Below are 21,789 nucleotides of genomic sequence, written 5' to 3'. Positions count from 1 at the left end.
AAGCACGCCGTGCCGGCCCTGACCCCAAGCCCCGATAGACGGCGTCTTCAAATACCAAAACTACCAAAACGTAAATACCAATACCCCATCCATCGAAGAATGCCGTAAACGCCCTAGCTGAAGAAGCTCTTTACTCTATCGGTCCAGGATTCGCTTTTGGGCGAGTGCTTTTCACCACCCTGCTGCAGCGAGGCCTCGAATTGATGCAAAATTTTCTTTTGCTCTTCGGTCAGGCGAACCGGCGTTTCCACCGACACATGGCAATACAGGTCGCCGGGATAACTGGCGCGTATGCCGCGGATGCCTTTGCCGCGCAAACGGAAAGTCTTGCCGGTTTGCGTGCCCTCCGGTATGGTGATTTCCCCTTTGCCCGCCAAAGTGGGCACCTCGAGCGCACCACCCAATGCCGCCCTGGTAAAGGGAATCGTCAACTCGCAATGAAGGTCTTCGCCATCGCGCTGGAAAATACCGTGAGGCTTCAGATGGATTTCCACATACAGATCCCCCGAGGGGCCGCCATTCACGCCCGGCTCGCCATTGCCCGATGAACGTATCCGCATGCCGTCATCGATACCGGCCGGAATCTTGACCTGCAGAGTCTTGTTTTTGCGCGTCCGGCCCACGCCATCACACGCCACGCATGGATCGGTGATTTCCTTGCCCGTACCGTGACACGTAGGACAAGTTTGCTGCACGCTGAAAAAACCCTGCTGCATGCGCACGGTGCCGTTGCCGCTGCAGGTATGGCAGGTTTTGGCCTGCGTCCCCGGCTTCGCGCCCGTGCCGTGGCAGGTATCGCAGGTTTCCCAGCTGGGCACGCGGATTTCCGTGTCGAACCCACTGGCGGCCTGTTCCAGGCTGATGTCCAGGGTATATTTGAGATCGGCCCCCCGATACACTTGCGGGCCGCCGCCGCGACGGCCGCCGCCACCGCCGAAGATCTCGCCGAATATATCGCCAAAGGCATCGGCAAAGCCAGCGCCGCCCATGCCGCCCGCCCCCCCGTTGGGGTCGACGCCGGCATGGCCAAAACGGTCGTAAGCGCTGCGCTTTTCCTCATCGGACAGCATCTCGTAGGCTTCTTTGGCCTCTTTGAACTTTCCTTCCGCTTCCTTGCTATCCGGATTTCGATCCGGATGGTACTTCATGGCCAGCTTGCGGTAGGCTTTTTTAATTTCGTCATCAGAGGCGTTTTTCGCCACACCCAGGATTTCGTAAAAATCGCGTTTTGCCATTTCGATTGCTTGCGTCCAGGACGCCTATTCTTTAGAACGGAACAAGAATGCCCGATCTCCGACTAACCGTCGGAAACCGGGCTCTCGACTATTAAGACCAGGCCTTACTGATCGCGTTTGACCTCTTTAAAATCGGCGTCAACGACATTTTCGTCGGCAGGCTGCTCGGTTGCCCCCGCCGCCCCTTGCTGCGCGGCGGCCTTGGCCTGCATATCGGCGTACATCTTTTCGCCCAGTTTCTGAGACACTGTGGTCAGCGCCTCGACCTTGCCGTCGATGGTAGCCTTGTCGCCATCTTTCAAAGAGTCCTGCAACTCTTTGATTGAGTTTTCGATTGCTTCTTTTTCTGAAGCGTCAAGCTTATCGCCGTACTCTTCCAGGGACTTGCGGGTGGAGTGCACCAGCGCATCGGCCTGGTTGCGAGTCAGGGCCAGCTCGGCCACACGGTGATCTTCCTCGGCATTGGCCTCGGCATCTTTAACCATGCGTTCGATTTCGTCGTCGGTCAGGCCCGAATTGGCCTTGATGGTGATTTTGTTTTCTTTGCCGGTGCCTTTGTCTTTGGCCGACACATGCAAAATACCATTGGCGTCGATATCGAAGGTGACTTCGATTTGCGGCGTGCCGCGGGCCGACGGCGGAATGCCTTCCAGGTTGAATTCACCCAGACCTTTGTTGCCGGCCGCGATTTCACGCTCGCCCTGGAACACCTTGATCGTCACGGCGGGCTGATTGTCGTCGGCCGTGGAAAACACCTGCGAAAAGCGGGTCGGAATCGTGGTGTTCTTCTGGATCATCTTGGTCATGACGCCGCCCAGGGTTTCGATGCCCAGGGACAAAGGCGTTACGTCAAGCAGCAGCACGTCTTTGCGATCGCCGGCCAGGACCGAGCCCTGGATCGCCGCGCCGGCCGCTACCGCCTCGTCGGGGTTGACGTCCTTGCGAGGATCCTTGCCGAAGAACTCCTTGACCTTTTCCTGCACCTTGGGCATGCGTGTCATGCCGCCGACCAGAATCACGTCGTCGATTTCGGATACTTTCACGCCCGCATCCTTGATGGCCACGCGGCAAGGATCGATGGTGCGTTCGATCAGCTCTTCGACCAGGGCTTCGAGCTTGGCACGCGTAATCTTCAGATTGAGGTGCTTGGGGCCGGAAGCATCAGCCGTAATGTACGGCAGATTGATTTCGGTTTGCTGAGCCGAGGACAGTTCAATCTTGGCCTTTTCGGCAGATTCTTTCAGGCGCTGCAGGGCCAGGACATCTTTGGACAAGTCGACGCCGCTTTCTTTCTTGAATTCGCCGATGATGTAGTCGATGATGCGCTGATCGAAGTCTTCGCCGCCCAGGAATGTATCGCCGTTGGTCGACAGGACTTCGAACTGTTTTTCACCATCGACATCGGCGATTTCAATAATCGAAATATCGAAAGTACCGCCGCCCAGATCGTATACCGCAATTTTACGGTCGCCTTTTTCGGCTTTGTCCATGCCGAATGCCAAGGCCGCGGCGGTCGGCTCATTGATGATGCGTTTGACCTCAAGGCCGGCAATCCGGCCCGCGTCTTTGGTGGCCTGGCGCTGGCTGTCGTTGAAGTAGGCCGGAACAGTGATCACGGCTTCGGTGACTTCTTCGCCCAGATAATCTTCGGCGGTTTTCTTCATTTTGCGCAACACATCGGCTGAAACCTGCGGAGGCGCAAGCTTTTTGCCCTGGGCTTCGACCCAGGCGTCGCCGTTGTCGGCCTTGATGATGCCGTAGGGCATCAGGTGTATGTCTTTCTGCACAGCCTTTTCGTCGAACTTGCGGCCGATCAGGCGCTTCACGGCATAGAGCGTATTCTTGGGGTTGGTGACGGCCTGGCGTTTGGCCGGAGCGCCCACCAGCACTTCACCGTCTTGCATATAGGCGACGATCGAAGGCGTTGTGCGCGTGCCTTCCGCATTTTCAATAATGATGACTTTACTGCCATCAAGAACGGCTACACAGCTATTGGTGGTGCCAAGGTCGATACCGATAATTTTGCCCATGATCTCTAACTCTGAAAATAGATTGAATACGTAAAAATGAACCAGGATGAATCTAAATTGGGGATAACTCGCCCCATTTCAAGTCTGGCACCCCTGAATATTTACTTCGAAGCTACCCGGTGCGGGCGCGCAAGCGCGCCACAGCCTCGCTGAACTGGGGCAGCCCCGGCCATCCGGATATGCGCCCCAGACGCTTGCCAGCCTGATAAAACACAAAAGCCGGTACTCCATGCAGGCCAAACCGCCTGCCCAGCGCTTCATCCTGGTACACATTGGCATGAAACCAGCTTAAACCCAATGCCTTGAGTTGATCCTGGAGCATCAGCGCGGTGTTTTTAAACAAGGTGCAATTGTAACAATCCTTGCCCCACATAAAAACACAACGCAGATCCGCCCCTTCCGCATTCACAACCAGCGCGTCGAAACTAGTGCTGTCGACCTCGCTCATGGCAAACAGACTGAATACCTCAGCCGGGTCGAATTCCTGGGTAGTAGCCACGACTCAGGCCGCGGGACCCGCGGACACTGTAACCAGCGCGGGACGCAGCACGCGGTCGGCAATGGTGTAGCCTTTTTGCAGCGTCTGTGCCACCGTACCGCTGGGCTGATCGGCGGGAACAGAAGAAATCGCCTGATGCAGATGCGGATCGAACTTGTCGCCCACGGCGGGCGCCACCTCTTTAAGCAGATTGCGATCGAAAGCCGAGCTGAGTTGCTTGAGGGTCGCTTCGACGCCTTCACGCCAGGATTCGACGGTTTGATCGGGCAGCGCCAAGGCGGCCTCGAGGCTGTCTTTAACCGGGACCAGGCTTTCCGCGAACGACTCGGTACCGAATTTGCGGGCTTTGGCGACATCGTCCTGAGCGCGGCGCCGTATGTTTTCGACTTCCGCCTTGGCGCGCAACAATTGATCATGATATTGCGCTACCTGGGCCTGAGCGGTCTCGAGCAAGGCGGCCAGATCGTCGGATGCATCGGCGGCGGCATCCAGATCGTGCTCTGCATTGTTCAGTTCAAGTTTTTCCGAGGTATCGACAGGTTGATTTTCCTGCTTGGGTTCCAGGGATTCATTCGTCGCCGACATAAGGCTCTCCACATCAAAAAATTAACTCTATTCAATAAGAATGGGGGCGGAAGCCCCCTTTTCAAGCCCTTAGCCCGGCGAAGGACCCGGGGTAAGGGCCTATCAGGATACACCAGGCCAGGCAAGGGTTTAATCCAGCCAATCGCCCGCGTAACGCCTGATGAGACCGCTCAGACCGGCGATCCACGCCGGATCGTCGTTCAGGCACGGCAGATAACGGAACTGTTCGCCGCCCGCCGCCAAAAATGCGTCCCGGCATTGCAGCTGGATTTCTTCAAGCGTTTCCAGGCAGTCGGCCAGGAACCCGGGACACATCACGTCCACACGCTTGATGCCCTGCTTCGCCCAGGCCTTCAGGGTGGGTTCGGTGTAAGGCTCAAGCCATTTTTCCGCGCCGAAACGGCTTTGGAACGAGACCTCGACCAGGCTCGCATCGGCGCCCAGCGACTGTTTGAGCAGCATCGCGGTTTCCATGCAGTCGCGATAATAAGGGTCGCCCTGCTCCACCACGCGCCGCGGCAGGCCGTGAAAGCTGAGCAGCAATTTTTGCGGTTTGCCATGTTCCTGCCAGTAGCGCCGCACTTGGGCGGCCAGAGCGCCGATATAGGCCGGATCAGTGCAAAAGCGCTTTACAAAACGCAGCTCGGGCTGATTGCGCAGGCGCGCCGCCACCGCCGCCACCTGGTCGACCGCGGTCGCCGTGGTGCTGGCGGCATACTGCGGATACATGGGAACGGTCAAAATACGTTCGCAACCCTGGGCACGCAAGTTCGCAAGAGCAGCGGCAATCGACGGATTGCCGTAACGCATGGCCAGCTCGACTCGAACCGGCGCGCCCTCCGCATCCAGTTGCCGCTGCACCCCCTGCGCCTGGGCGCGGCTCCATACCAGCAGCGGCGATCCGCCCTCCATCCATATTTCCTCATAGCGGGGAGCCAGCTTGCGCGGACGGCGCGTCAGGATGAAACCGCGCAAAATGACCTGCCACAAAAGAGCGGGAATTTCGATAACGCGCGAGTCGGACAGGAATTCGGCCAGATAGCGGCGAATCGATGGCGCGGTGGGCAGGTCGGGCGTACCCAGATTCACCAGCAGCACCCCTACGGGGCCCGCGTCGCGCGGCGGCGGGCTGGTATCGAAAGCATGGGGATCGGCCGGCTCGGGCTGAAAACGGGGGGCAAATAAACTCGACACGTGACCGCTCTTGGTGTTTTATGTGGCCCCGCCGCGCGGCAAGGACTGGAAATGGAATTCAGGGCTGGTTATGGCTAAGCGCATTGGACAGCAGGCGCGCCGTAATATCGACAATCGGAATGACGCGTTCGTAAGACATGCGCGAGGGCCCTATGACACCCAGCGTGCCCACCACCTTGCCGTCCACCCCATAGGGCGCCGTAATGACCGAGACATCTTCCATGGGAACCAGCCGCGAATCGCCGCCGATATAGATCTGTACGCCTTGCGCCCGGCTGGATACATCCAGCAATTGCAGAAGATCGGTTTTCTTTTCGAACAGGGCGAACATCCGGCGCAAGCGATCCATATCGGAAGCGATATCGGTGATATCGAGCAAATTGCGCTCTCCCGAGATGACTACCGCCTCATCGGAATCGTCTGTCGCGGTGCCAGCCTCGACCGCGGCCTGCATCAGGCGCGAGATATCCGCCTGCAGGGACGAAAGCTCATCGGCCAGCGAAGCCCGTACCTGGCTGAACGACATGCCGGCAAAATGATGATTGAAGAAATTGCTGGCTTCTTGCAGTTCCTGCTCGAGGTAGTCGCGCGATACCGACAGAATACGGTTTTGCACGTCGCCATCGGGCGTCACGATGATCAGCAGCACCCGTTTGTCGGACAGGCGAATGAATTCGATCTGGCGAAACACTTGCGCCCGCTTCGGCGCCAGCACCACCCCCGCAAACTGCGACAAATTCGATAACAGGGCCGCCGCGGCATTCACTGCCCGGCTGGGTTCAGTTACCGGCAGCATTTCGCGTATCTGGGCCGGCTGCAATACTTCGAAGCGCTGCACCGCCAGCAGACGGTCGACGAACATCCGGTAGCCGCGCGGAGTGGGAATGCGGCCCGCCGAAGTGTGCGGGCTATGGATCAGGCCCAGCTCTTCGAGATCGGCCATGACGTTGCGTATGGTCGCCGGCGAAAGGTCGAACATTTTGGAAAGCGTGCGCGACCCTACCGGCTGGCCATCAGCGATATAACGTTCGATAAGCGCTTTTAAAAGCGCATTGGCTCTGTCATCCATATCCGTATTTTATGTAATCTGGCGAAAACAGGCTTTTTTTACCTACTTCCTAAACTCGGGACACCCATATAATCGATTTATCACCACTCTAATCCATTACTCAAGGTCTGTGCCCATGCACTTCAAAACCGTTGCGATTATCGGCCGCCATCAGGACAGTGGACTCGATACACCTTTGCGTCAACTAGCCGACACTTTACAGGCTGCGGGATGCAATGTGCTAATCGAGGCCGATACTGCCCGTAATACGGGGATCACCGAACACTCAATCGGCAGTTACGAAGAAATCGGCCAACGCGCCGATCTGGCGGTCATCATGGGGGGAGACGGCACCATGCTGGGCGCCGGGCGCCATCTCGCGCATACCCGCGTACCCCTCATCGGCATCAACCACGGACGCCTGGGGTTTATTACCGACATTCCGCTGCGCAGCGCCCAGGATGCGCTCACCAGCGTCATCAATGGCAACTTCGAGGCCGAAGACCGCGTCCTGCTCGAAGGGCGCGTCATGCGTGGCGAAAAAACCATGTTTTCCGGGGTCGCGCTAAACGATGTCGTCATCAACCGCGCCGGCCGGGGCGGCATGATCGAACTGCGCATCGAACTCGATGGCGCATTCATGTACAGCCAGCGCGCCGACGGCCTGATCATCGCCACGCCCACAGGTTCGACCGCTTATTCGCTCTCGGCCAACGGCCCCATCCTGCATCCCAAGCTCAATGCCATCCTGCTGGTTCCCGTAGCCCCTCAAACCCTGTCGAACCGCCCTATTGTCATCCCCGATACCGGTACCCTGAGCATGACGATCACCGCGCTCGGGCGAGTCGAATCGGGCGCCAGCGTCCACTTCGACATGCAGACCTGGTCCGACTGCCAGCCCGGCGACCGCATCGACGTGCGCCGCGCACAGCATACGGTGCGTTTCATACATCCCACCGGCTACAGTTTTTTTTCCACCTTGCGCCGCAAGCTGCACTGGAACCGCATGCCGCAACCCTCCGACGAGGTCGAATAAACCCATGCTACGCACCCTGCACATTCGAGACTTTGTCATCGTCGACCAGGCCGACATACAGTTCGAGCCGGGCTTTACCGTATTTTCCGGTGAAACCGGAGCCGGCAAATCGATCCTGATCGATGCCCTGTCGCTGACGCTGGGCGCGCGCGGCGACGCCAGCGTCGTGCGCGACAATGCCGCCCGCACCGATATCAGCGCCGTCTTCGATGTCCCCGATACCCTGCACCCATGGCTGCAAGAGCGCGAGCTCGATACCGACGACGCCCTCGTGCTGCGCCGCGTCATCGACACCCAGGCGCGCAGCAAGGCTTTCATCAACGGCCTGCCCGTCACCCTGGGGCAGCTACGCGAACTGGGCGAACTGCTGGTCGACATACACGGCCAGCACGCCCACCAAAGCCTGCTCAAAACCGCCAGCCAACGCGATTTGCTCGATGCCCAGGGCGGCCACCAGCCCTTGGTCAAACAGGTGCAGCAAGCCTGGCAGCAATGGCAGCAGACTCAAAAGATACTCAGCGCCGCCCAAAAAAACGCGGCCACCCTGAAGGAAGAACGCGAACGTCTGGCCTGGCAGGCCGCCGAGCTCGATCGCCTCAACCTGCGCCCCGACGAGTGGAACGCCATCGGCAACGAGCACAGCCGGCTGGCCCACGCCCAATCGCTGCTGGATGGCGCCACCCAGGCCCTGGCCATACTCGATAACGACGAAGACTCCGCCCAGCAGCGCCTGAGTGCCGCCGCTCATCAAATCAAACAGCTGCTGCGTCACGACAGCCATTTGCAAAGCGTCCACGACGCCATCGAGTCCGCCCACATCGCCACGGCCGAGGCCGTGTCCGATTTGAACAGCTACCTGGACAGGCTCGAACTCGACCCCCAGCGCCTGGCCCAGGCCGAACAGCGGCTGGCCGCCATTTTCGACACCGCGCGCAAATTCAAAGTCGAACCCGACGAACTCCTGGCCCTGCAGGAAAACCTGCACCGGCAACTCGACGCCAGCGAAGCCGCCGCCGACATCGACGCCCTGGCCGAGCAGCTTGCCGCGGCCAAAGACGTGTATCAGGCCGCCGCAAAAAAACTCAGCCAGGCACGCCAGAAAACCGGCAAATCCCTGGCCAGGCATGTCACCCAGGCCATGCAGACACTGGCCATGCAAGGCGGCCGTTTCGACATAAGCCTGAATCCGTGCGAGCCTTCCGCTCACGGCAATGAAAGTATCGAATTCCTAGTTGCCGGGCACAGCGGCACCCAGGCAAGGCCTCTGGCCAAAGTGGCCTCGGGCGGCGAACTGGCCCGCTTGTCACTGGCCCTGTCGGTCATCGCCAGCCAGGCAGCGCGAGTTCCCACCCTGATCTTCGACGAGGTCGACACCGGCGTCGGCGGCGCCGTCGCCGAGGTCGTGGGCCGATTGCTGCGGGAACTGGGCCTGCGCCATCAGGTGCTGTGCGTCACGCATCTACCGCAAGTGGCGGCGCGCGGAGCGCACCACTACGAAGTCAGGAAGACCACGGTAAACGGCACTACCCTGTCGACCATCGAGGTACTCAGCGACCAGGAAAGAGTGCACGAAGTGGCGCGCATGCTGGGTGGCCTGACCATTACCGAAACCACCCGCAAGCATGCGCAGGAGATGCTGGCCGAATAAGCCAGGGATGGCGCCCCGGGCCGGCTACTTGAGATGATGATGCAAATGCTTGGGAGCGCATTCGGCGCAGATGCCATAGAGCATCATCGTGTGGCTTTCAAGCGCAAAACCTTTTTCCTTGGCAATTTTTTGCTGGCGTTTTTCGATTTCGGCATCGGAAAACTCGACCACCTTGCCGCAATTGGTGCAAATCAGGTGATCGTGATGATCGCCGTCATTGAGCTCGAAAACAGCTTTGCCGCCGTCGAACTGGCTGCGCATCAGGATACCGGCCTGTTCGAACTGAGTCAGCACGCGGTACACGGTTGCCAGGCCGATTTCGACATCTTCGGCGATCAGTGCGCGATAAATATCTTCGGCGCTTTGATGGCGGTGATCGGCTTTACGAAAAATATCGAGGATCTTCAGGCGCGGGAAAGTCGCCTTCAAGCCCATATTTTTTAGTTCACTTTGGTCGTTCATAGCTAAAATATCTCTGGCGAATGTTGAACTGATGTTCGATTGATCGCGGGTTGCGAAAACAACGAACTCATACTAACGCTATTATGCGTTTATTCTTAAACCTTTATGATAACGGTTTTATTCGAAATGAATAACAGGGGCGCTTCGTGCTGACGACTGCAAAACCATTTTTTTCCAAGCTTCGGACCGGCCTGGCCATAGGCGCGATTGCCATGGCGCTGTCGGCCTGCGGCACCACCAACTGGGGCTTCCCCTATCGGTCCGACGTCCAGCAAGGCAACTGGATCACCGCCGAACAGGTCGCGCAACTCCAGAAAGGCATGACACGCGACCAGGTGCGTTTCATTTTGGGCACTCCGACCCTGCAGGATATCTTCCGCAGCAACCGCTGGGATTACCCCTACCTCAACAAGCCCGGCTACGGCAAAGAACAAGAACGCAAATTCACCGTCTGGTTCACGGGCGACACCCTGGACCACTGGGAAGGCGACAAGCAGCCCGACCGCCAGCCGTTCCAGAAAACCGATACGGGCGCCGCCAAGGCGACCCCCAGCACTGCCAGCGATACGGCCGGCGCAACCAGCACAGCCGACCACAAGTCCAATGTTGAAATCAACGCTACCAGTCCGGCAGCCGCCACGCCGCCCAACCAGACAAGCGTTCAACCCTTGCGCTAGAGGTCATGATGCGTATAGCCATAGCAGGAGCCGACGGACGCATGGGGCGCATGCTCATTGAAGCCGTTCTCGACGCAGCCGACCTGAAGCTTGCCGTTGCGCTCGATCGCGCCGGATCGCCCTCCATAGGGCAGGATGCCGGCGCATTCCTGGGCCGCGATACAGGCGTATCGATCACCGACGACCTCAACGCCCTGTCGCAGGCCGAGTGCCTGATCGACTTCACCCGCCCCGAGGGGACACTGGCCCATTTAAAGGCCTGCGTCCAGCACGGCACCCGATGCGTCATCGGCACGACAGGTTTCGATACGCAAGGCAAACAGGCCATACATGCCGCGGCCCAGAAAATCGCGATCGTGTTTGCCCCCAACATGAGCGTGGGCGTCAATGCCACCCTGAAACTGCTCGACATGGCGGCGCGCCTCTTGAACAGCGGCTACGACGTCGAGGTCTTCGAAGCGCATCACCGCAACAAGGTCGATGCGCCATCCGGCACGGCACTGGCCATGGGCGAGGCAGTTGCCTCGGCCTGGGGCAAGAACCTCGACGACATCGCCGACTGGGCGCGCCACGGCCATACCGGCGCACGCGAAACCGGCCGCATAGGCTTTTCGGTCATGCGGGGCGGCGATCTCGTAGGCGACCACACCGTCTATTTTTGCGGCACGGGCGAACGCATTGAAATCACCCACCGATCCAGCAGCCGCACCACCTACGCACAGGGCAGCCTGCGCGCCGCGCGCTACCTGTCACGCAAGGAAAAGGGCTTGTTCGACATGCAGGACGTGCTCGCCATCTAGATAATTGCCCGAAATCAGGCTGGGCCGGGTTCAGGCCACGGCCACCGGCTCCTGCTCCAGCAGGACGCCGTAACGGGCCGCGACATCGCGGCGAATCGCCTCAGCCAGCATTGCAATATTCTCGGCGCTGGCGCCGCCGTAATTCACCAGCACCAGGGCCTGGCGGTCATGCACTCCCACTGCGCCCATGCGGCGGCCTTTCCAGCCCGTGTGCTCAATCAGCCAGCCGGCCGCCAGCTTGAAAAAACCGCCGTCCTGCGGATACGCCACCACATCCGGATGTGCCGCCCTGATTGCCTCATGATGGCCGGCGGAGACAATCGGATTCTTGAAAAAACTGCCCGCATTGCCCAGCACGGAGGGATCGGGCAGCTTGCGGCGGCGAATCTCGCAGACCGCGTCAAAAACCTGCGCCGCCGTTACCGCGGCGCCCGCCTGCTCCAGCGCCGGATGCCGGCGCAGGTCAGGATAACTCATCACCGCACGCCACGGTTTGGGCAAACAGAAGCGCACCGCGACAATCAGCCACCGCCCCGGCTCCGCATGCTTGAAAAAGCTGTCCCGATAGGCGAATCCGCACTCTGCCGGACTCATTTCCACCTGGCGCCGCTCATGTAGATCCCAGGCGAGCAGGCTATGGAAGCGTTGATCCAGCTCGACGCCATACGCGCCGATGTTCTGCACCGGCGCGGCGCCAACCGTTCCCGGAATCAATGCCAGGTTCTCCAGCCCGTTCCAGCCATTTGCAATACACAGCGCCACAAAATCGTGCCAGACCTCTCCCGCCTGAGCCTCGACAATCAAGGCATCGCCGGAATCGGCCAGGACCCGCACCCCGCGCGACTCCACCTTGATCACCAGACTGTCCAAGCGCGGGGCCAGCACCACATTGCTGCCGCCGCCCAGAACAAAAACCCGGGGATAGCGCCGCGCCGTCTCGGAAAGGTCCGCCAATTGCGCCGATGACTGGTAACGAACAAAGGCCGCCGCCTGCGAACACAGGCCGAGAGTATTGAACGAAGTAAGGTTTTGAGAGGTAATTTGAAGCAAAACTAAGCCCAATTATTGAGGGGTACTTGACACGAAACGCGATACCTATGCTATCATCTTGGTCTTCGCTTAAATGTTACTTGATTTTTAGCCTATGCAGGCGACGAAGATTGTGCCAGTCGGTGTGTGCGTTGCGTAATGGCAAACACCGCGCGGTAAACACCTGGCAAATACCGTTTTTCAAGCCTGCATAATACGTGTGCAATGCAGTTTGCGCGGCAGTAAAAATCCAGATATACTGCGAGGCTGTTTTCGATAGGGCACGGTGCTTCTAACGAATCAACATGCGGGAGTAGCTCAGTTGGTAGAGCGCAACCTTGCCAAGGTTGAGGTCGCGAGTTCGAGACTCGTCTCCCGCTCCAAATTCAAGAGGGAAGCCTTGGCGCTTCCCTCTTTTTACATGTACTTTGTGTACATGTTGTACATGTCGGCGCAATGGCAGAGTGGTCATGCAGCGGATTGCAAATCCGTCCACCCCGGTTCGATTCCGAGTTGCGCCTCCATCACACCTATTTTCCGCCAGGTCCATTCGTGTGTCGAGAACCATAACTTGTCGCAAACGACAGGCTATGGTTCTCGACACATGCTTAACCCAGCGCGCCCATACGCAATTGTTCAGGATTGGCTATCCAATCAAATTGGCCTTTGGCACAATATTCATGGCACGACTCTTGCTTGTTGATCATCATCTGTCAGTCAATCTGCCGCGCCTGACCATCCCCGCATACATGCGCACACCTCAAAGCATACAGCGCCGCATTCACGATAGCTGTTGCATCCACTTCGAAAAAATGGCGCAGTTCAGCACGCGTGTCGCTGCGGCCGAAACCATCGGTACCTAGGGTAATGTACCGACGTTCTGGTGGAACAAAAGCACGGATCGATTCGGGGACCATGCGCACATAATCGCTTGCCGCAACGATGGGACCTGCAGTTTGGCTAAGTTGCGTTGCTATAAAAGGCTGGGACACTATGTGCCCTTGCCGCCCTTCGGCTTCGCACTGCTGTCCGTCGCGTGCCAGTTCACTCCAGCTTGTGATACTAAGCACATCACTGGCAATTCCATGTTGTGCAAGCTGCTGGGCCGCCATGATCACCTCGCGAAGAATGGCGCCCGAACCCAACAAGGTAACTCGTTTATCCTCTTTCATTGATCTGTTTGCGGAATTATGGGCAGACTTATCAGCCTCTTCAACTATAGACTCATTCACAGTTTCATTAGCACTGGAAATTGCGGCGTAGCTTTCAAAGATATAGCCCCCACGAATAATGTCGGCACGAGCACTTTCAAGCAAGCTTGGCTGGGCATAGTTTTCGTTCATCACCGTGATGTAGTAGAAAACATCCTTTTGTTGGACGACCATTTCCTGTATGCCTTGATCGACAATAACAGCCAATTCCCCGGCAAACGCCGGATCATATGATTTGCAGTTCGGAATCGCTGCTGCAAGGACATGGCTGGTGCCATCCTGATGCTGCAGGCCCTCGCCACCGAGTGTGGTGCGCCCGGAGGTGGCTCCGATCAGGAAGCCGCGCGGGCGTTGGTCGGCCGCTGCCCAAATCAGATCGCCAACACGCTGAAAGCCAAACATCGAATAATAAATGTAAAACGGCAGCATAGCCGTTCCATGTACGCTATAGCTGGTGCCGGCAGCCATCCAACTCGAAACTGCACCCGCCTCGCTGATGCCTTCTTCCAGAATCTGCCCATCGAGTGCCTCTCGATAGCTCAGTATGGAACCGATATCCTCAGGTTCGTAGCGTTGCCCAACACTGGAATAAATACCGACCTGCCGGAAAAGATTGGCCATGCCAAAGGTTCGCGCTTCGTCGGCCACGATCGGCACGATACGCGGACCCAGCTCTTTGTCTTTAAGCAGGCCGCCAAGCATACGCACAAGGGCCATCGTCGTAGACATTTCCTTTCCATCAGCGTTGACCGCAAACTGACCATATACGGATAACATGGGCGCTGCCAGTGATGCCGCCGACGTTTGCCGGGCAGGAAGATAGCCGCCTAACTCGCTGCGCCGCGCATACAGGTACTGCATCTCGGCGCTATCTTGGGCAGGCTTATAAAAATCCAGCCGACGCACCTGTTCGTCTGTCACAGGCAAACCAAAGCGATTACGAAACTCAATCAGATCGGTTTCGCCCAGTTTTTTATGAGAATGCGTCGTCATGCGGCCCTGGCCGGCACTACCCATGCCATAGCCCTTTTTGGTATGCGCCAAGATGACCGTGGGTTGACCAGCATGGCTTGCCGCTGCTGCATAGGCGGCGTAAATCTTGACCAAATCGTGACCTCCGCGGCGCAAACGGTCGATCTGCTCGTCGGTCATGCCTTGTACCAACCGTGAAAGCTCTGGGTTCTGACCAAAAAAAGAGGCCCTGTTGTACTGACCGTCCTTGGCCGCAAAGGTCTGCATTTGGCCATCCACCGTATCAGCGAACGCACGCGCCAGTGCGCCAGTCAGATCACGAGCGAACAAGCCGTCCCAATCGCTACCCCATAGCAATTTGATAACGTTCCAGCCGGCGCCCGAGAAGAGTTGTTCCAACTCATCGATAATCCGACCGTTACCCCTTACCGGGCCGTCGAGACGCTGCAAATTGCAGTTCACGACCCACACCAGATTATCCAGGCCCTCGCGCGACGCCAGCGTCAGCGCGCTCGTGGATTCCGGCTCGTCCATTTCTCCATCGCCAAATACACCCCATACTTTGCGGCCACTGCAATCAAGTATCTGACGATGAGTCAAATAGCGCATAAACCGCGCATGATAAATCGAACTGATTGGGCCAATTCCCATGGAGCCTGTCGGAAATTGCCAAAAATCGGGCATAAGATAAGGATGCGGATAACTGGACAGGCCACGCGCACCTGAACGTGGTGCGCTTAGCTCCTGGCGAAAGTGCGCCAGATCGTCTTCGCTTAGACGCCCCTCAAGAAAAGCTCGCGCATAAACGCCCGGGGCACTGTGCGGCTGGAAGAAAACAAGATCACCACCGTGGCTCTTTACACCATTGCTACGCGCATGAAAAAAATGATTGAACCCGACTTCAAACAAGTCCGCTGCGCTGGCGTAGCTGGCAATATGGCCGCCCAACTCACCATAAGCAGCGTTGGCCCGCACTACCATGATCAGGGCATTCCAGCGCATGATCGCACCCAGTTTCTCTTCAATCGCCAACTCACCGGGAAAGGTCGGTTGCTGGTCAACGGCAATAGTATTGATATAAGGAGTACTCGTTTTGGGCTTCCACGGAATATTCCTGACGTGGGCCAAACGGCACAATTCGTCCAGCATGAAGACAGCACGTTGTACGCCATTTGTTGCAACCAGCGAATCAAACGCATCGCGCCACTCCGCTGTTTCTTCCGGATCAATATCGTACGTTAGTTGGCCCAAGGCGCTTGCCTTTAATAAGGGCTGTGTGGGAATTGGAAAGTTCATGACAAATCCATAGCTGCTTATTTCATTCAAGTTCTATTTTGGCCTAATCCCCGAAGAATTAGATTTCGAAAACACTTATTATTCTGATAAAGTCAGTATAAAATATTGAAAATTACTAAAAATAAGGTCAATGAAACTCGATACGATTGATTTACGAATTCTGCAAGAGTTGCAAAATGACGGTTCGCTAAGCAATGTGACGCTGGCAAAACGAGTGCACTTGTCGCCTTCACCTTGCCTAGTTCGCGTCAAAGCGCTTGAATCATCGGGCGTCATCGCGCGTTATGTGGCGTTGGCTAACCCGGCCGCCTTGGGACTGGACTTAAATGTATTTATTTCGATCAGCCTAAAGTCACAAGAAAAGCAGGCACTGGCCAATTTCGAACAGCGTATCGTGGAACACGACGAAGTCATGGAGTGCTACCTAATGACTGGAGACTCCGATTATCTGATCCGGGTTGCAGTGGCGAATATAGGCGCACTGGAACATTTCATTCTTGAACAGCTGACGTCAATTCCTGGAATAGAGAAAATTCGTTCCAGTTTCGCACTTAAGCAGGTATCGTATAAAACCGCATTACCTTTGCCGCGCCAAACCATCAAGCATCTTTGATTCGCTGATGCCGCAAAACTGGCCACGCAACATCTTGGACAATTTGGGCTGTGTCATTCCTAGCACTTCGGCCGCCTGCCGTTGGCCCCACTTCCGGTTTTTGATGATTTCGCCAATTTTGGTTGCCGGTTGCGCCTTCACGATCATTTCGTTAGCGTCCGCCCTGCCTAGGTCGGGCATAGACATTGCCAGTACTTCTTTCAATTTCAATCATTTTCCTTTACTCCTCGAGCATGCGCTTGCGCCGTCTTTAATCTGTCTCGGATAATATTCATATCCGGCTTGGCGGTTGCTATACCCTTGGTTGATTTTTTCTGAAAGCAATGCAGCACATAAACAGCATTGCCAAATTTCACGGTATAGGCAGCATGAAAGGTACCGCCGCAATGAACTGAGGTGGATCTTCGCCCGCTTCTATAAAGCCGGCATCAAGCACTCAGGACGGCCAAAGCCTACGACATTCTGCAAAAAGCCGTTCACGCCAACCGAGGTTTAAGTGCCAAGACACGGCACGCTATCGCGCCGGGAGCCGGCGGTATCAGGGCACCAGTGCTATAGCCATCAGTCCCGCGACGAGAGCGGCAAGATACCCCCATATCTTGACCAATCCCTTGTTCGGATCGATCTCGGTGATGATGCCCGTGGCGTAGTAGCCCAGACCAACAGGCGGGGCGAACAGGCCTATCCCCATGGCAAGGACCACGACGATTCCATAGCGCACGTCGCTGATCGCCAGAGTGCGGGCAATGGGAAACAGGATGGGCCCGAACAGGACCAGGATCGGGATGCCCTCGAGGAAACTGCCAAGCACGATCATCAAGAAGATCGATCCCAGTATGAAGCCGACCTGGCCTCCGGGCAGCGCCAGCATGAGATGGGTGATGTCTTCGGCGAAACCCGATTGTGTCAATGTCCAACTCATCGCCGTGGCCACGGCAATGATGAACATGATGGCGCCCGACAGCCCGACAGACTTGGATAGCGCAGCGTACAGCGCCGACAGCCGGAAGCCGCCGTAAAAGACCAGGCCCAGCAAGATGGCGTAGACCGTGCCTATGGTTGCGATCTCAGTCGCAGTCGCAATGCCGTCGATGACGCAGAAACGGATCACGAACGGCAAGGCAAGCGCAGGCAAGCCGTAGAGGAAGCTGCGCAGGACCTGGCGCGCCGCCGGCCGCGCGCCGGCCACGGTGTGGCCACCGGCCCAGAAGCGCGCGAGCACAGCGAGAATTACAGCGAGGACGATCGCCGGCATCAGCCCGGCCTCGAACAGGGCGGTGATGGATGTGCCGGTAACGGCGCCGATGATGATCAGCACGATCGAGGGCGGGATGGTTTCCGCCATTGCGCCGCAACTCGCCGTCACTGCGAGAATATGCCCCTCGTCGATCTTGTGGCGTTTCATCTCGGGTACGACGATGGGCGCCACGGCGGCCAGATCGGCTGTCTTGGCGCCGGAAATGCCCGACACCAGGAGAATGCCGCCTATCAACACATAGAACAGGCCGCCCTTGACCTGACCGAAGATGTCGGAAAGAAAACGCATCATCGCCGGGGCAAGGCGGGTGACGGTCAACAGGCCGCCCAGCAACACGAACAGTGGCACAGCAAGGAGGATGATCGAACTCGTGCCCTGCTCCACCTGGCTTGCCATCACGCCTAGCGGCGCGCTGCCGGTGACCAACAGGTAGAAGATGCTGGAAAACCCGAAGGCGAAAGCAATCGGCACACCGGCGAGCACGGCGCCAAACAGTAAAATCACGAAAACAAAGACGACTTCCGGCAACGTGTATTCACTGAGTGCCAGACCGATGAGAAACGCGGCGCCGACCACCACGAGGGCGCCAATCCCACCGCGCAGTATATCGGCACGGGGACGGGCAAGCAGACTGCAAACCAGGTAGGCCGCCATCAAAATGAAGCCGACAACGAGACCCGCCGCCTCCCAGGCGCTGGAAATTCCAAGTTGCGACAGCGAAGACAGTTGTTCAATTTGCAGGAATCGCAGGCTCGGCTCGATCATCGCCAGCACGGCAAGCATTTGCACCAGGTCGGCGGCAGCCCCGAGCCAGCCCTGCCACGACGGCGACAGCCGATGGGTGAATGCGGTCATCCGCATGTGTTGATCGTCGCGCACGGCGACCACCGCGCCCACCATGGTCAGCCAGACGAAGATAAACCGCGCGAATTCGGTCGACCAGATCAGCGGGTGAACGAAGACAGTCCGCGCGACAATGCCGGCAAACAAGACCAGAACCTCGCTGGCGAGCAGCGCAACGCCGACCGCATCCAGGCTGGCATCGGCGAAAGCGCGCCACGACCAGCCGTCAGTGCAGGTTTCGAATTCCGCCACATCGGTTTTCACCATTCTTGCCCCCTCCGGACAACAATGACGGATGCCCAACCGGCACCCGCCCGCCACACAAGATTATTCGAGCGAGCCCGACGTTTTTTCGAGCAGTGACCACGCCGTGTCGCCGAACTTCTTTTTCCAATGGGGGTAATAGTCTGTCTTGATCAGGGCATCGCGGAAGGCGCTCTTGTGGACATCGACGATCTTCATGCCCTTGGTGGCCAGCTTGCCTTTCAGCGAGTCGCTCAAACGTGCAATGTCCGCGCGCTCGCCGCGGCCCGCATCGGAAAACGCCTCGCTGACGATATCCTGCCACTTTTTGGGCAGGCGCATGAAAGCCGGCTTGTTGCTGATGATCAGGTAGCCGTCCCAGGCATGCTGGGTCATGCTGAGATACTTCTGCACATCGTAGAGTTTGGCGGTGTAGATGATCGGCAGCGGGTTTTCCTGACCATCCACCACGTGATTTTCCAGCGAGGTATAGACCTCGCTGAAATCCATGGAAGTCGGCGCGGCTCCGAAGGCCGCGAACAGGGAGGACAGGATGGGCGCGTCAGGCACGCGGATCTTCATGTTGTGCAGGTCCGCCGGCAGGGTCACCGGCTTCGTGCCCGAAGTGACGTTGCGAAAGCCGTTCTCCCAGGACACGCCGATCTGATGCATATCGTGCTGACTGATTTCCTGGGCGATGTGGCTGCCGAGCGCGCCATCGACCGCCGACCAGACGGCCTTGGGATCGAGGAAGGCATAGCCGATATTGACGATGCCGGCGGCGGGAATCGTGTTCGCCAGAACCGAACTCGCCATATTCATGATCTGGATGCCGCCCAGGCGCGTCTGCGCGATAAGTTGTTTGTCGGTACCGAGCTGCGCAGCGGGGTAGAGTTTGATGTCGAGCCCGCCATCGGTCTCCTTCCTGATCCGGGCAATCGCTTCCGCGGCCCGGACATTCACCGGATGCGTCGGCTCCTGGCCCGTGGCCATTTTCCAGCGGAACTGCGCCGCATCGCTGCGGCCTGGCAACAGGCCAAACGCGGCGGTGGCGGCGAGGCCTTTCAACAACGCGCGGCGGCTGATATTGGATGAGTTCATGTCCAGTGTCTCCTTTCTTTTATGTAACGCGGTTTCAGGGCTTGCGATTGGCGCCCTGTTCAGTCAGCTATTCTCCGGTACGCTTCCACGCAACCCCTCCCACGTTGCAGTCATCCTGTTTCCCATCGAGGTTCAGAGCCATTCCTTGATCCGGCGGACCACGGCTTCGGTGGAGATGCCGTAGCGATCGTGCAAAGTCGGCAATGCGCCCGCATCCAGGAAGGCATCCGGCAATGCAATCTGCCGGAACACAGGCGACACGCCCGAACGCAGCAACAGACTCGCCACCGCCTCTCCGAGACCGCCCACGACCGAGTGGTTCTCGGCCACGATCACCATGCGCCCCTCGCGTGCCGCTTCGCGCAGGATTATTTCCTCGTCGAGAGGCTTGATCGTCGGAAGATGCAGCACCGCCACGTCCACGCTGTCGCCAGCCAGTTTCTTTGCCGCCTCGAGCGCCCGCATTGTCATGAGGCCGCTGGACATGACCAGAACGTCCCGGCCATCCCGGATCAGCTTGCCCTTCCCCAACTCGAACTGATAGTCGTATTCATCCAGCACCAGGGGAACCTGGCCTCGCAGCAGCCGCATGTATACCGGCCCCTCATGCGCCGCGATCGCCGGCACGGCCTGTTCGATGTCCAGCGCATCGCACGGATCGACGATGGTGAGCCCCGGCACACCGCGCAATATGGAAATGTCTTCCGTCGCCTGGTGACTGGGGCCGTAGCCTGTGGTCAGCCCGGGCAATGCACAGCAGATCTTGACGTTCAGGTGCTCCTCGGCAATGACCTGATGAATGAAATCGTAGGCCCGCCGCGTGGCGAACACCGCATAGGTGGTGGCAAACGGAACGAATCCTTCTTTTGCCATGCCCCCCGCCGCCGCCATGAGCAGTTGCTCGGCCATGCCCATCTGAAAGAACCGTTCCGGATGGGCCTTGTGGAATATGTGAAGATCGGTGTATTTGGACAGGTCCGCCGTCATGCCCACGATGTCGGCGCGCTGTTCGGCCAATTCCGCCAGGGCGTGGCCGAACGGCGCCGTCTTGGTGCGTTGTCCTTCGCTCGCGATGGATGCAATCATCGCCGATGTCGTAAGGCGCGGTTTCTTGGCAATCGTCTGGTTCATTTTCCGGCTCCATCGCGTTGCGTCGCATCCAGGACATCGATCGCCTGCCGCCATTCGGGCGGCTCGACCTTGATGAAATGGTTTCTTTCACGTCGTTCGAGAAAATCAACGCCTTTGCCAATCAGTGTGTCGAACAGAATCACACGAGGTGCGTCTCCATCATGAGCACGCGCGCTGTCGAACGCTTCGAGCACCGCGGCGATATCGTTGCCGTCGACACGCTGGACGAACCAGCCGAACGCGTTCCACTTGTCGGCCAGCGGTTCGAAACTCAGAATGTCGTGCGATCTTCCATCGGCCTGCTGGTTGTTGATATCCACCAGCGCAATCAGATGCGCCAGCCGGTGTTGATGGGCCGACATGGCCGCTTCCCAAGTGGCGCCCTCGTCGAGTTCACCATCCGACATCGAGACGTACACCCAGGCGGGATTTTTTTTCTGGCGCAGGCCCAGCGCCATGCCAACACCTATGGCCAGGCCCTGCCCGAGTGATCCGCCGGATATTTCCATGCCAGGGGTGTAGCTTGCCATGCCCGACATGGGCAGGCGGCTGTCATCGCTGCCATAGGTGTCCAGTTCGTCTTGCGGGATGACCCCCGCTTCGATCAACGCCGCATAGTGCGCAATAGCGTAATGACCATGGGAAAGCAGGAAGCGGTCGCGCCCTTCCCATTCCGGATCGTCAGGGTGCAAGTTGAGCGCATGACGGTATGCCACCGCAAATACATCAGCGATGCCCAAGGCCTGGCCGATATAGCCCTGCCCCTGGACCTCGCCCATTCGCAGCGCGTAGCGGCGGATACGGTAGGCGCTTTCGGCGAGTCGGCACAATTCGTCTCCGGCACGCGGTTCCACTATGGTGTGTGCATTCATTTTTTC

General features: G+C 58.1%; 19 protein-coding genes, 2 tRNA genes and 1 pseudogene. 7 read left to right on the top strand and 15 right to left on the bottom strand.

Annotated elements, in window-relative coordinates:
• Window positions 1–113 precede the first annotated feature (113 nt).
• The 6 genes from dnaJ to hrcA all read right to left on the bottom strand — a co-directional run bounded on the left by dnaJ (window position 114) and on the right by hrcA (window position 6,612).
• Window positions 114–1,235: a molecular chaperone DnaJ gene (gene dnaJ / locus ACYVIS_RS18175; protein WP_232744501.1), complete on the bottom strand. Its 1,122-nt coding sequence runs from the start codon at window positions 1,233–1,235 to the stop codon at window positions 114–116.
• A gap of 104 nt (window positions 1,236–1,339) precedes the next feature.
• Window positions 1,340–3,265 carry a molecular chaperone DnaK gene (gene dnaK / locus ACYVIS_RS18170; RefSeq protein ID WP_460874648.1) on the bottom strand — a complete coding sequence of 642 codons (1,926 nt, stop codon included), beginning with the start codon at window positions 3,263–3,265 and terminating at the stop codon, window positions 1,340–1,342.
• Between the two features lie 112 nt (window positions 3,266–3,377).
• Window positions 3,378–3,713, bottom strand: coding sequence for a thioredoxin family protein (locus tag ACYVIS_RS18165; RefSeq protein ID WP_232744641.1), 336 nt, complete (start codon window positions 3,711–3,713; stop codon window positions 3,378–3,380).
• A 54-nt stretch (window positions 3,714–3,767) separates the two neighbouring features.
• Window positions 3,768–4,349: a nucleotide exchange factor GrpE gene (gene grpE / locus ACYVIS_RS18160; protein WP_232740811.1), complete on the bottom strand. Its 582-nt coding sequence runs from the start codon at window positions 4,347–4,349 to the stop codon at window positions 3,768–3,770.
• Window positions 4,350–4,478: 129 nt separating this feature from the next.
• A complete protein-coding gene (hemH, locus tag ACYVIS_RS18155) occupies window positions 4,479–5,543 on the bottom strand; it encodes a ferrochelatase (RefSeq protein ID WP_232740812.1) in 1,065 nt (354 codons plus the stop codon).
• A gap of 58 nt (window positions 5,544–5,601) precedes the next feature.
• Window positions 5,602–6,612 (bottom strand): heat-inducible transcriptional repressor HrcA, encoded by a 1,011-nt coding sequence (gene hrcA / locus ACYVIS_RS18150; RefSeq protein WP_232740813.1) that lies wholly within the window; start codon window positions 6,610–6,612, stop codon window positions 5,602–5,604.
• A 115-nt stretch (window positions 6,613–6,727) separates the two neighbouring features.
• On the opposite strand from hrcA, the gene ACYVIS_RS18145 reads away from it, so the two are divergent.
• Together ACYVIS_RS18145 and recN are read left to right on the top strand one after the other, a co-directional pair.
• Window positions 6,728–7,627, top strand: coding sequence for an NAD kinase (locus ACYVIS_RS18145; protein WP_232740814.1), 900 nt, complete (start codon window positions 6,728–6,730; stop codon window positions 7,625–7,627).
• 4 nt (window positions 7,628–7,631) lie between these two features.
• On the top strand, window positions 7,632–9,275 hold the full coding sequence (gene recN / locus ACYVIS_RS18140; protein ID WP_232740815.1) for a DNA repair protein RecN: 1,644 nt from the start codon (window positions 7,632–7,634) through the stop codon (window positions 9,273–9,275).
• A gap of 24 nt (window positions 9,276–9,299) precedes the next feature.
• Here the strand turns inward: recN and fur are convergent, their stop codons facing one another.
• Window positions 9,300–9,737: a ferric iron uptake transcriptional regulator gene (gene fur, locus ACYVIS_RS18135; protein ID WP_232740816.1), complete on the bottom strand. Its 438-nt coding sequence runs from the start codon at window positions 9,735–9,737 to the stop codon at window positions 9,300–9,302.
• 212 nt (window positions 9,738–9,949) lie between these two features.
• On the opposite strand from fur, the gene ACYVIS_RS18130 reads away from it, so the two are divergent.
• Together ACYVIS_RS18130 and dapB are read left to right on the top strand one after the other, a co-directional pair.
• Window positions 9,950–10,414, top strand: a complete 465-nt coding sequence (locus tag ACYVIS_RS18130; RefSeq protein WP_232744642.1) for an outer membrane protein assembly factor BamE — start codon at window positions 9,950–9,952, stop codon at window positions 10,412–10,414.
• An 8-nt stretch (window positions 10,415–10,422) separates the two neighbouring features.
• Window positions 10,423–11,214: a 4-hydroxy-tetrahydrodipicolinate reductase gene (dapB, locus tag ACYVIS_RS18125; RefSeq protein ID WP_232744643.1), complete on the top strand. Its 792-nt coding sequence runs from the start codon at window positions 10,423–10,425 to the stop codon at window positions 11,212–11,214.
• 30 nt (window positions 11,215–11,244) lie between these two features.
• Here the strand turns inward: dapB and murB are convergent, their stop codons facing one another.
• A complete protein-coding gene (murB, locus tag ACYVIS_RS18120; protein WP_232740817.1) occupies window positions 11,245–12,264 on the bottom strand; it encodes a UDP-N-acetylmuramate dehydrogenase in 1,020 nt (339 codons plus the stop codon).
• A 286-nt stretch (window positions 12,265–12,550) separates the two neighbouring features.
• Between murB and ACYVIS_RS18115 the strand changes: the two genes are divergently transcribed.
• Both ACYVIS_RS18115 and ACYVIS_RS18110 read left to right on the top strand, forming a co-directional pair.
• Window positions 12,551–12,626 (top strand) — tRNA-Gly (locus ACYVIS_RS18115).
• A 67-nt stretch (window positions 12,627–12,693) separates the two neighbouring features.
• Window positions 12,694–12,767, top strand: a tRNA-Cys gene (locus ACYVIS_RS18110).
• Window positions 12,768–12,956: 189 nt separating this feature from the next.
• On the opposite strand, the gene mdeB is transcribed toward ACYVIS_RS18110, so the two are convergent.
• Complete coding sequence (mdeB, locus tag ACYVIS_RS18105; RefSeq protein ID WP_232740818.1) at window positions 12,957–15,722, bottom strand: alpha-ketoglutarate dehydrogenase; 2,766 nt, start codon at window positions 15,720–15,722, stop codon at window positions 12,957–12,959.
• Between the two features lie 130 nt (window positions 15,723–15,852).
• Between mdeB and ACYVIS_RS18100 the strand changes: the two genes are divergently transcribed.
• On the top strand, window positions 15,853–16,335 hold the full coding sequence (locus ACYVIS_RS18100; protein ID WP_232740819.1) for an Lrp/AsnC family transcriptional regulator: 483 nt from the start codon (window positions 15,853–15,855) through the stop codon (window positions 16,333–16,335).
• Here ACYVIS_RS18100 and ACYVIS_RS18095 read toward each other — a convergent pair.
• The 6 genes and pseudogenes from ACYVIS_RS18095 to ACYVIS_RS18070 all read right to left on the bottom strand — a co-directional run bounded on the left by ACYVIS_RS18095 (window position 16,300) and on the right by ACYVIS_RS18070 (window position 21,783).
• Entirely contained in the window at window positions 16,300–16,545 is a 246-nt protein-coding gene (locus ACYVIS_RS18095) for a helix-turn-helix domain-containing protein (RefSeq protein WP_232740820.1), read from the bottom strand. The two genes, ACYVIS_RS18100 and ACYVIS_RS18095, sit on opposite strands and share 36 nt — an antisense overlap.
• Window positions 16,542–16,715: pseudogene (locus ACYVIS_RS18090) on the bottom strand (type II toxin-antitoxin system RelE/ParE family toxin); the annotation flags it as partial. The gene ACYVIS_RS18095 and the pseudogene ACYVIS_RS18090, both read right to left, overlap by 4 nt.
• Window positions 16,716–16,873: 158 nt before the next feature.
• A complete protein-coding gene (locus ACYVIS_RS18085; RefSeq protein WP_232740821.1) occupies window positions 16,874–18,703 on the bottom strand; it encodes a TRAP transporter large permease in 1,830 nt (609 codons plus the stop codon).
• 60 nt (window positions 18,704–18,763) lie between these two features.
• Complete coding sequence (locus tag ACYVIS_RS18080; RefSeq protein ID WP_232740822.1) at window positions 18,764–19,780, bottom strand: TRAP transporter substrate-binding protein; 1,017 nt, start codon at window positions 19,778–19,780, stop codon at window positions 18,764–18,766.
• Between the two features lie 132 nt (window positions 19,781–19,912).
• Entirely contained in the window at window positions 19,913–20,911 is a 999-nt protein-coding gene (locus tag ACYVIS_RS18075) for a transketolase family protein (protein ID WP_232740823.1), read from the bottom strand.
• The gene (locus tag ACYVIS_RS18070; RefSeq protein ID WP_460874647.1) at window positions 20,908–21,783 is read right to left on the bottom strand and encodes a transketolase; all 876 of its coding nucleotides are present in this window, start codon (window positions 21,781–21,783) and stop codon (window positions 20,908–20,910) included. Before ACYVIS_RS18070 ends, ACYVIS_RS18075 begins: the two co-directional genes overlap by 4 nt.
• Window positions 21,784–21,789: the final 6 nt, after the last annotated feature.

The organism is Paralcaligenes ginsengisoli (assembly GCF_054781135.1).
The sequence above is the reverse complement of the archived record's forward strand: the minus strand, read 5'-3'. Positions and strand labels throughout refer to the sequence as shown.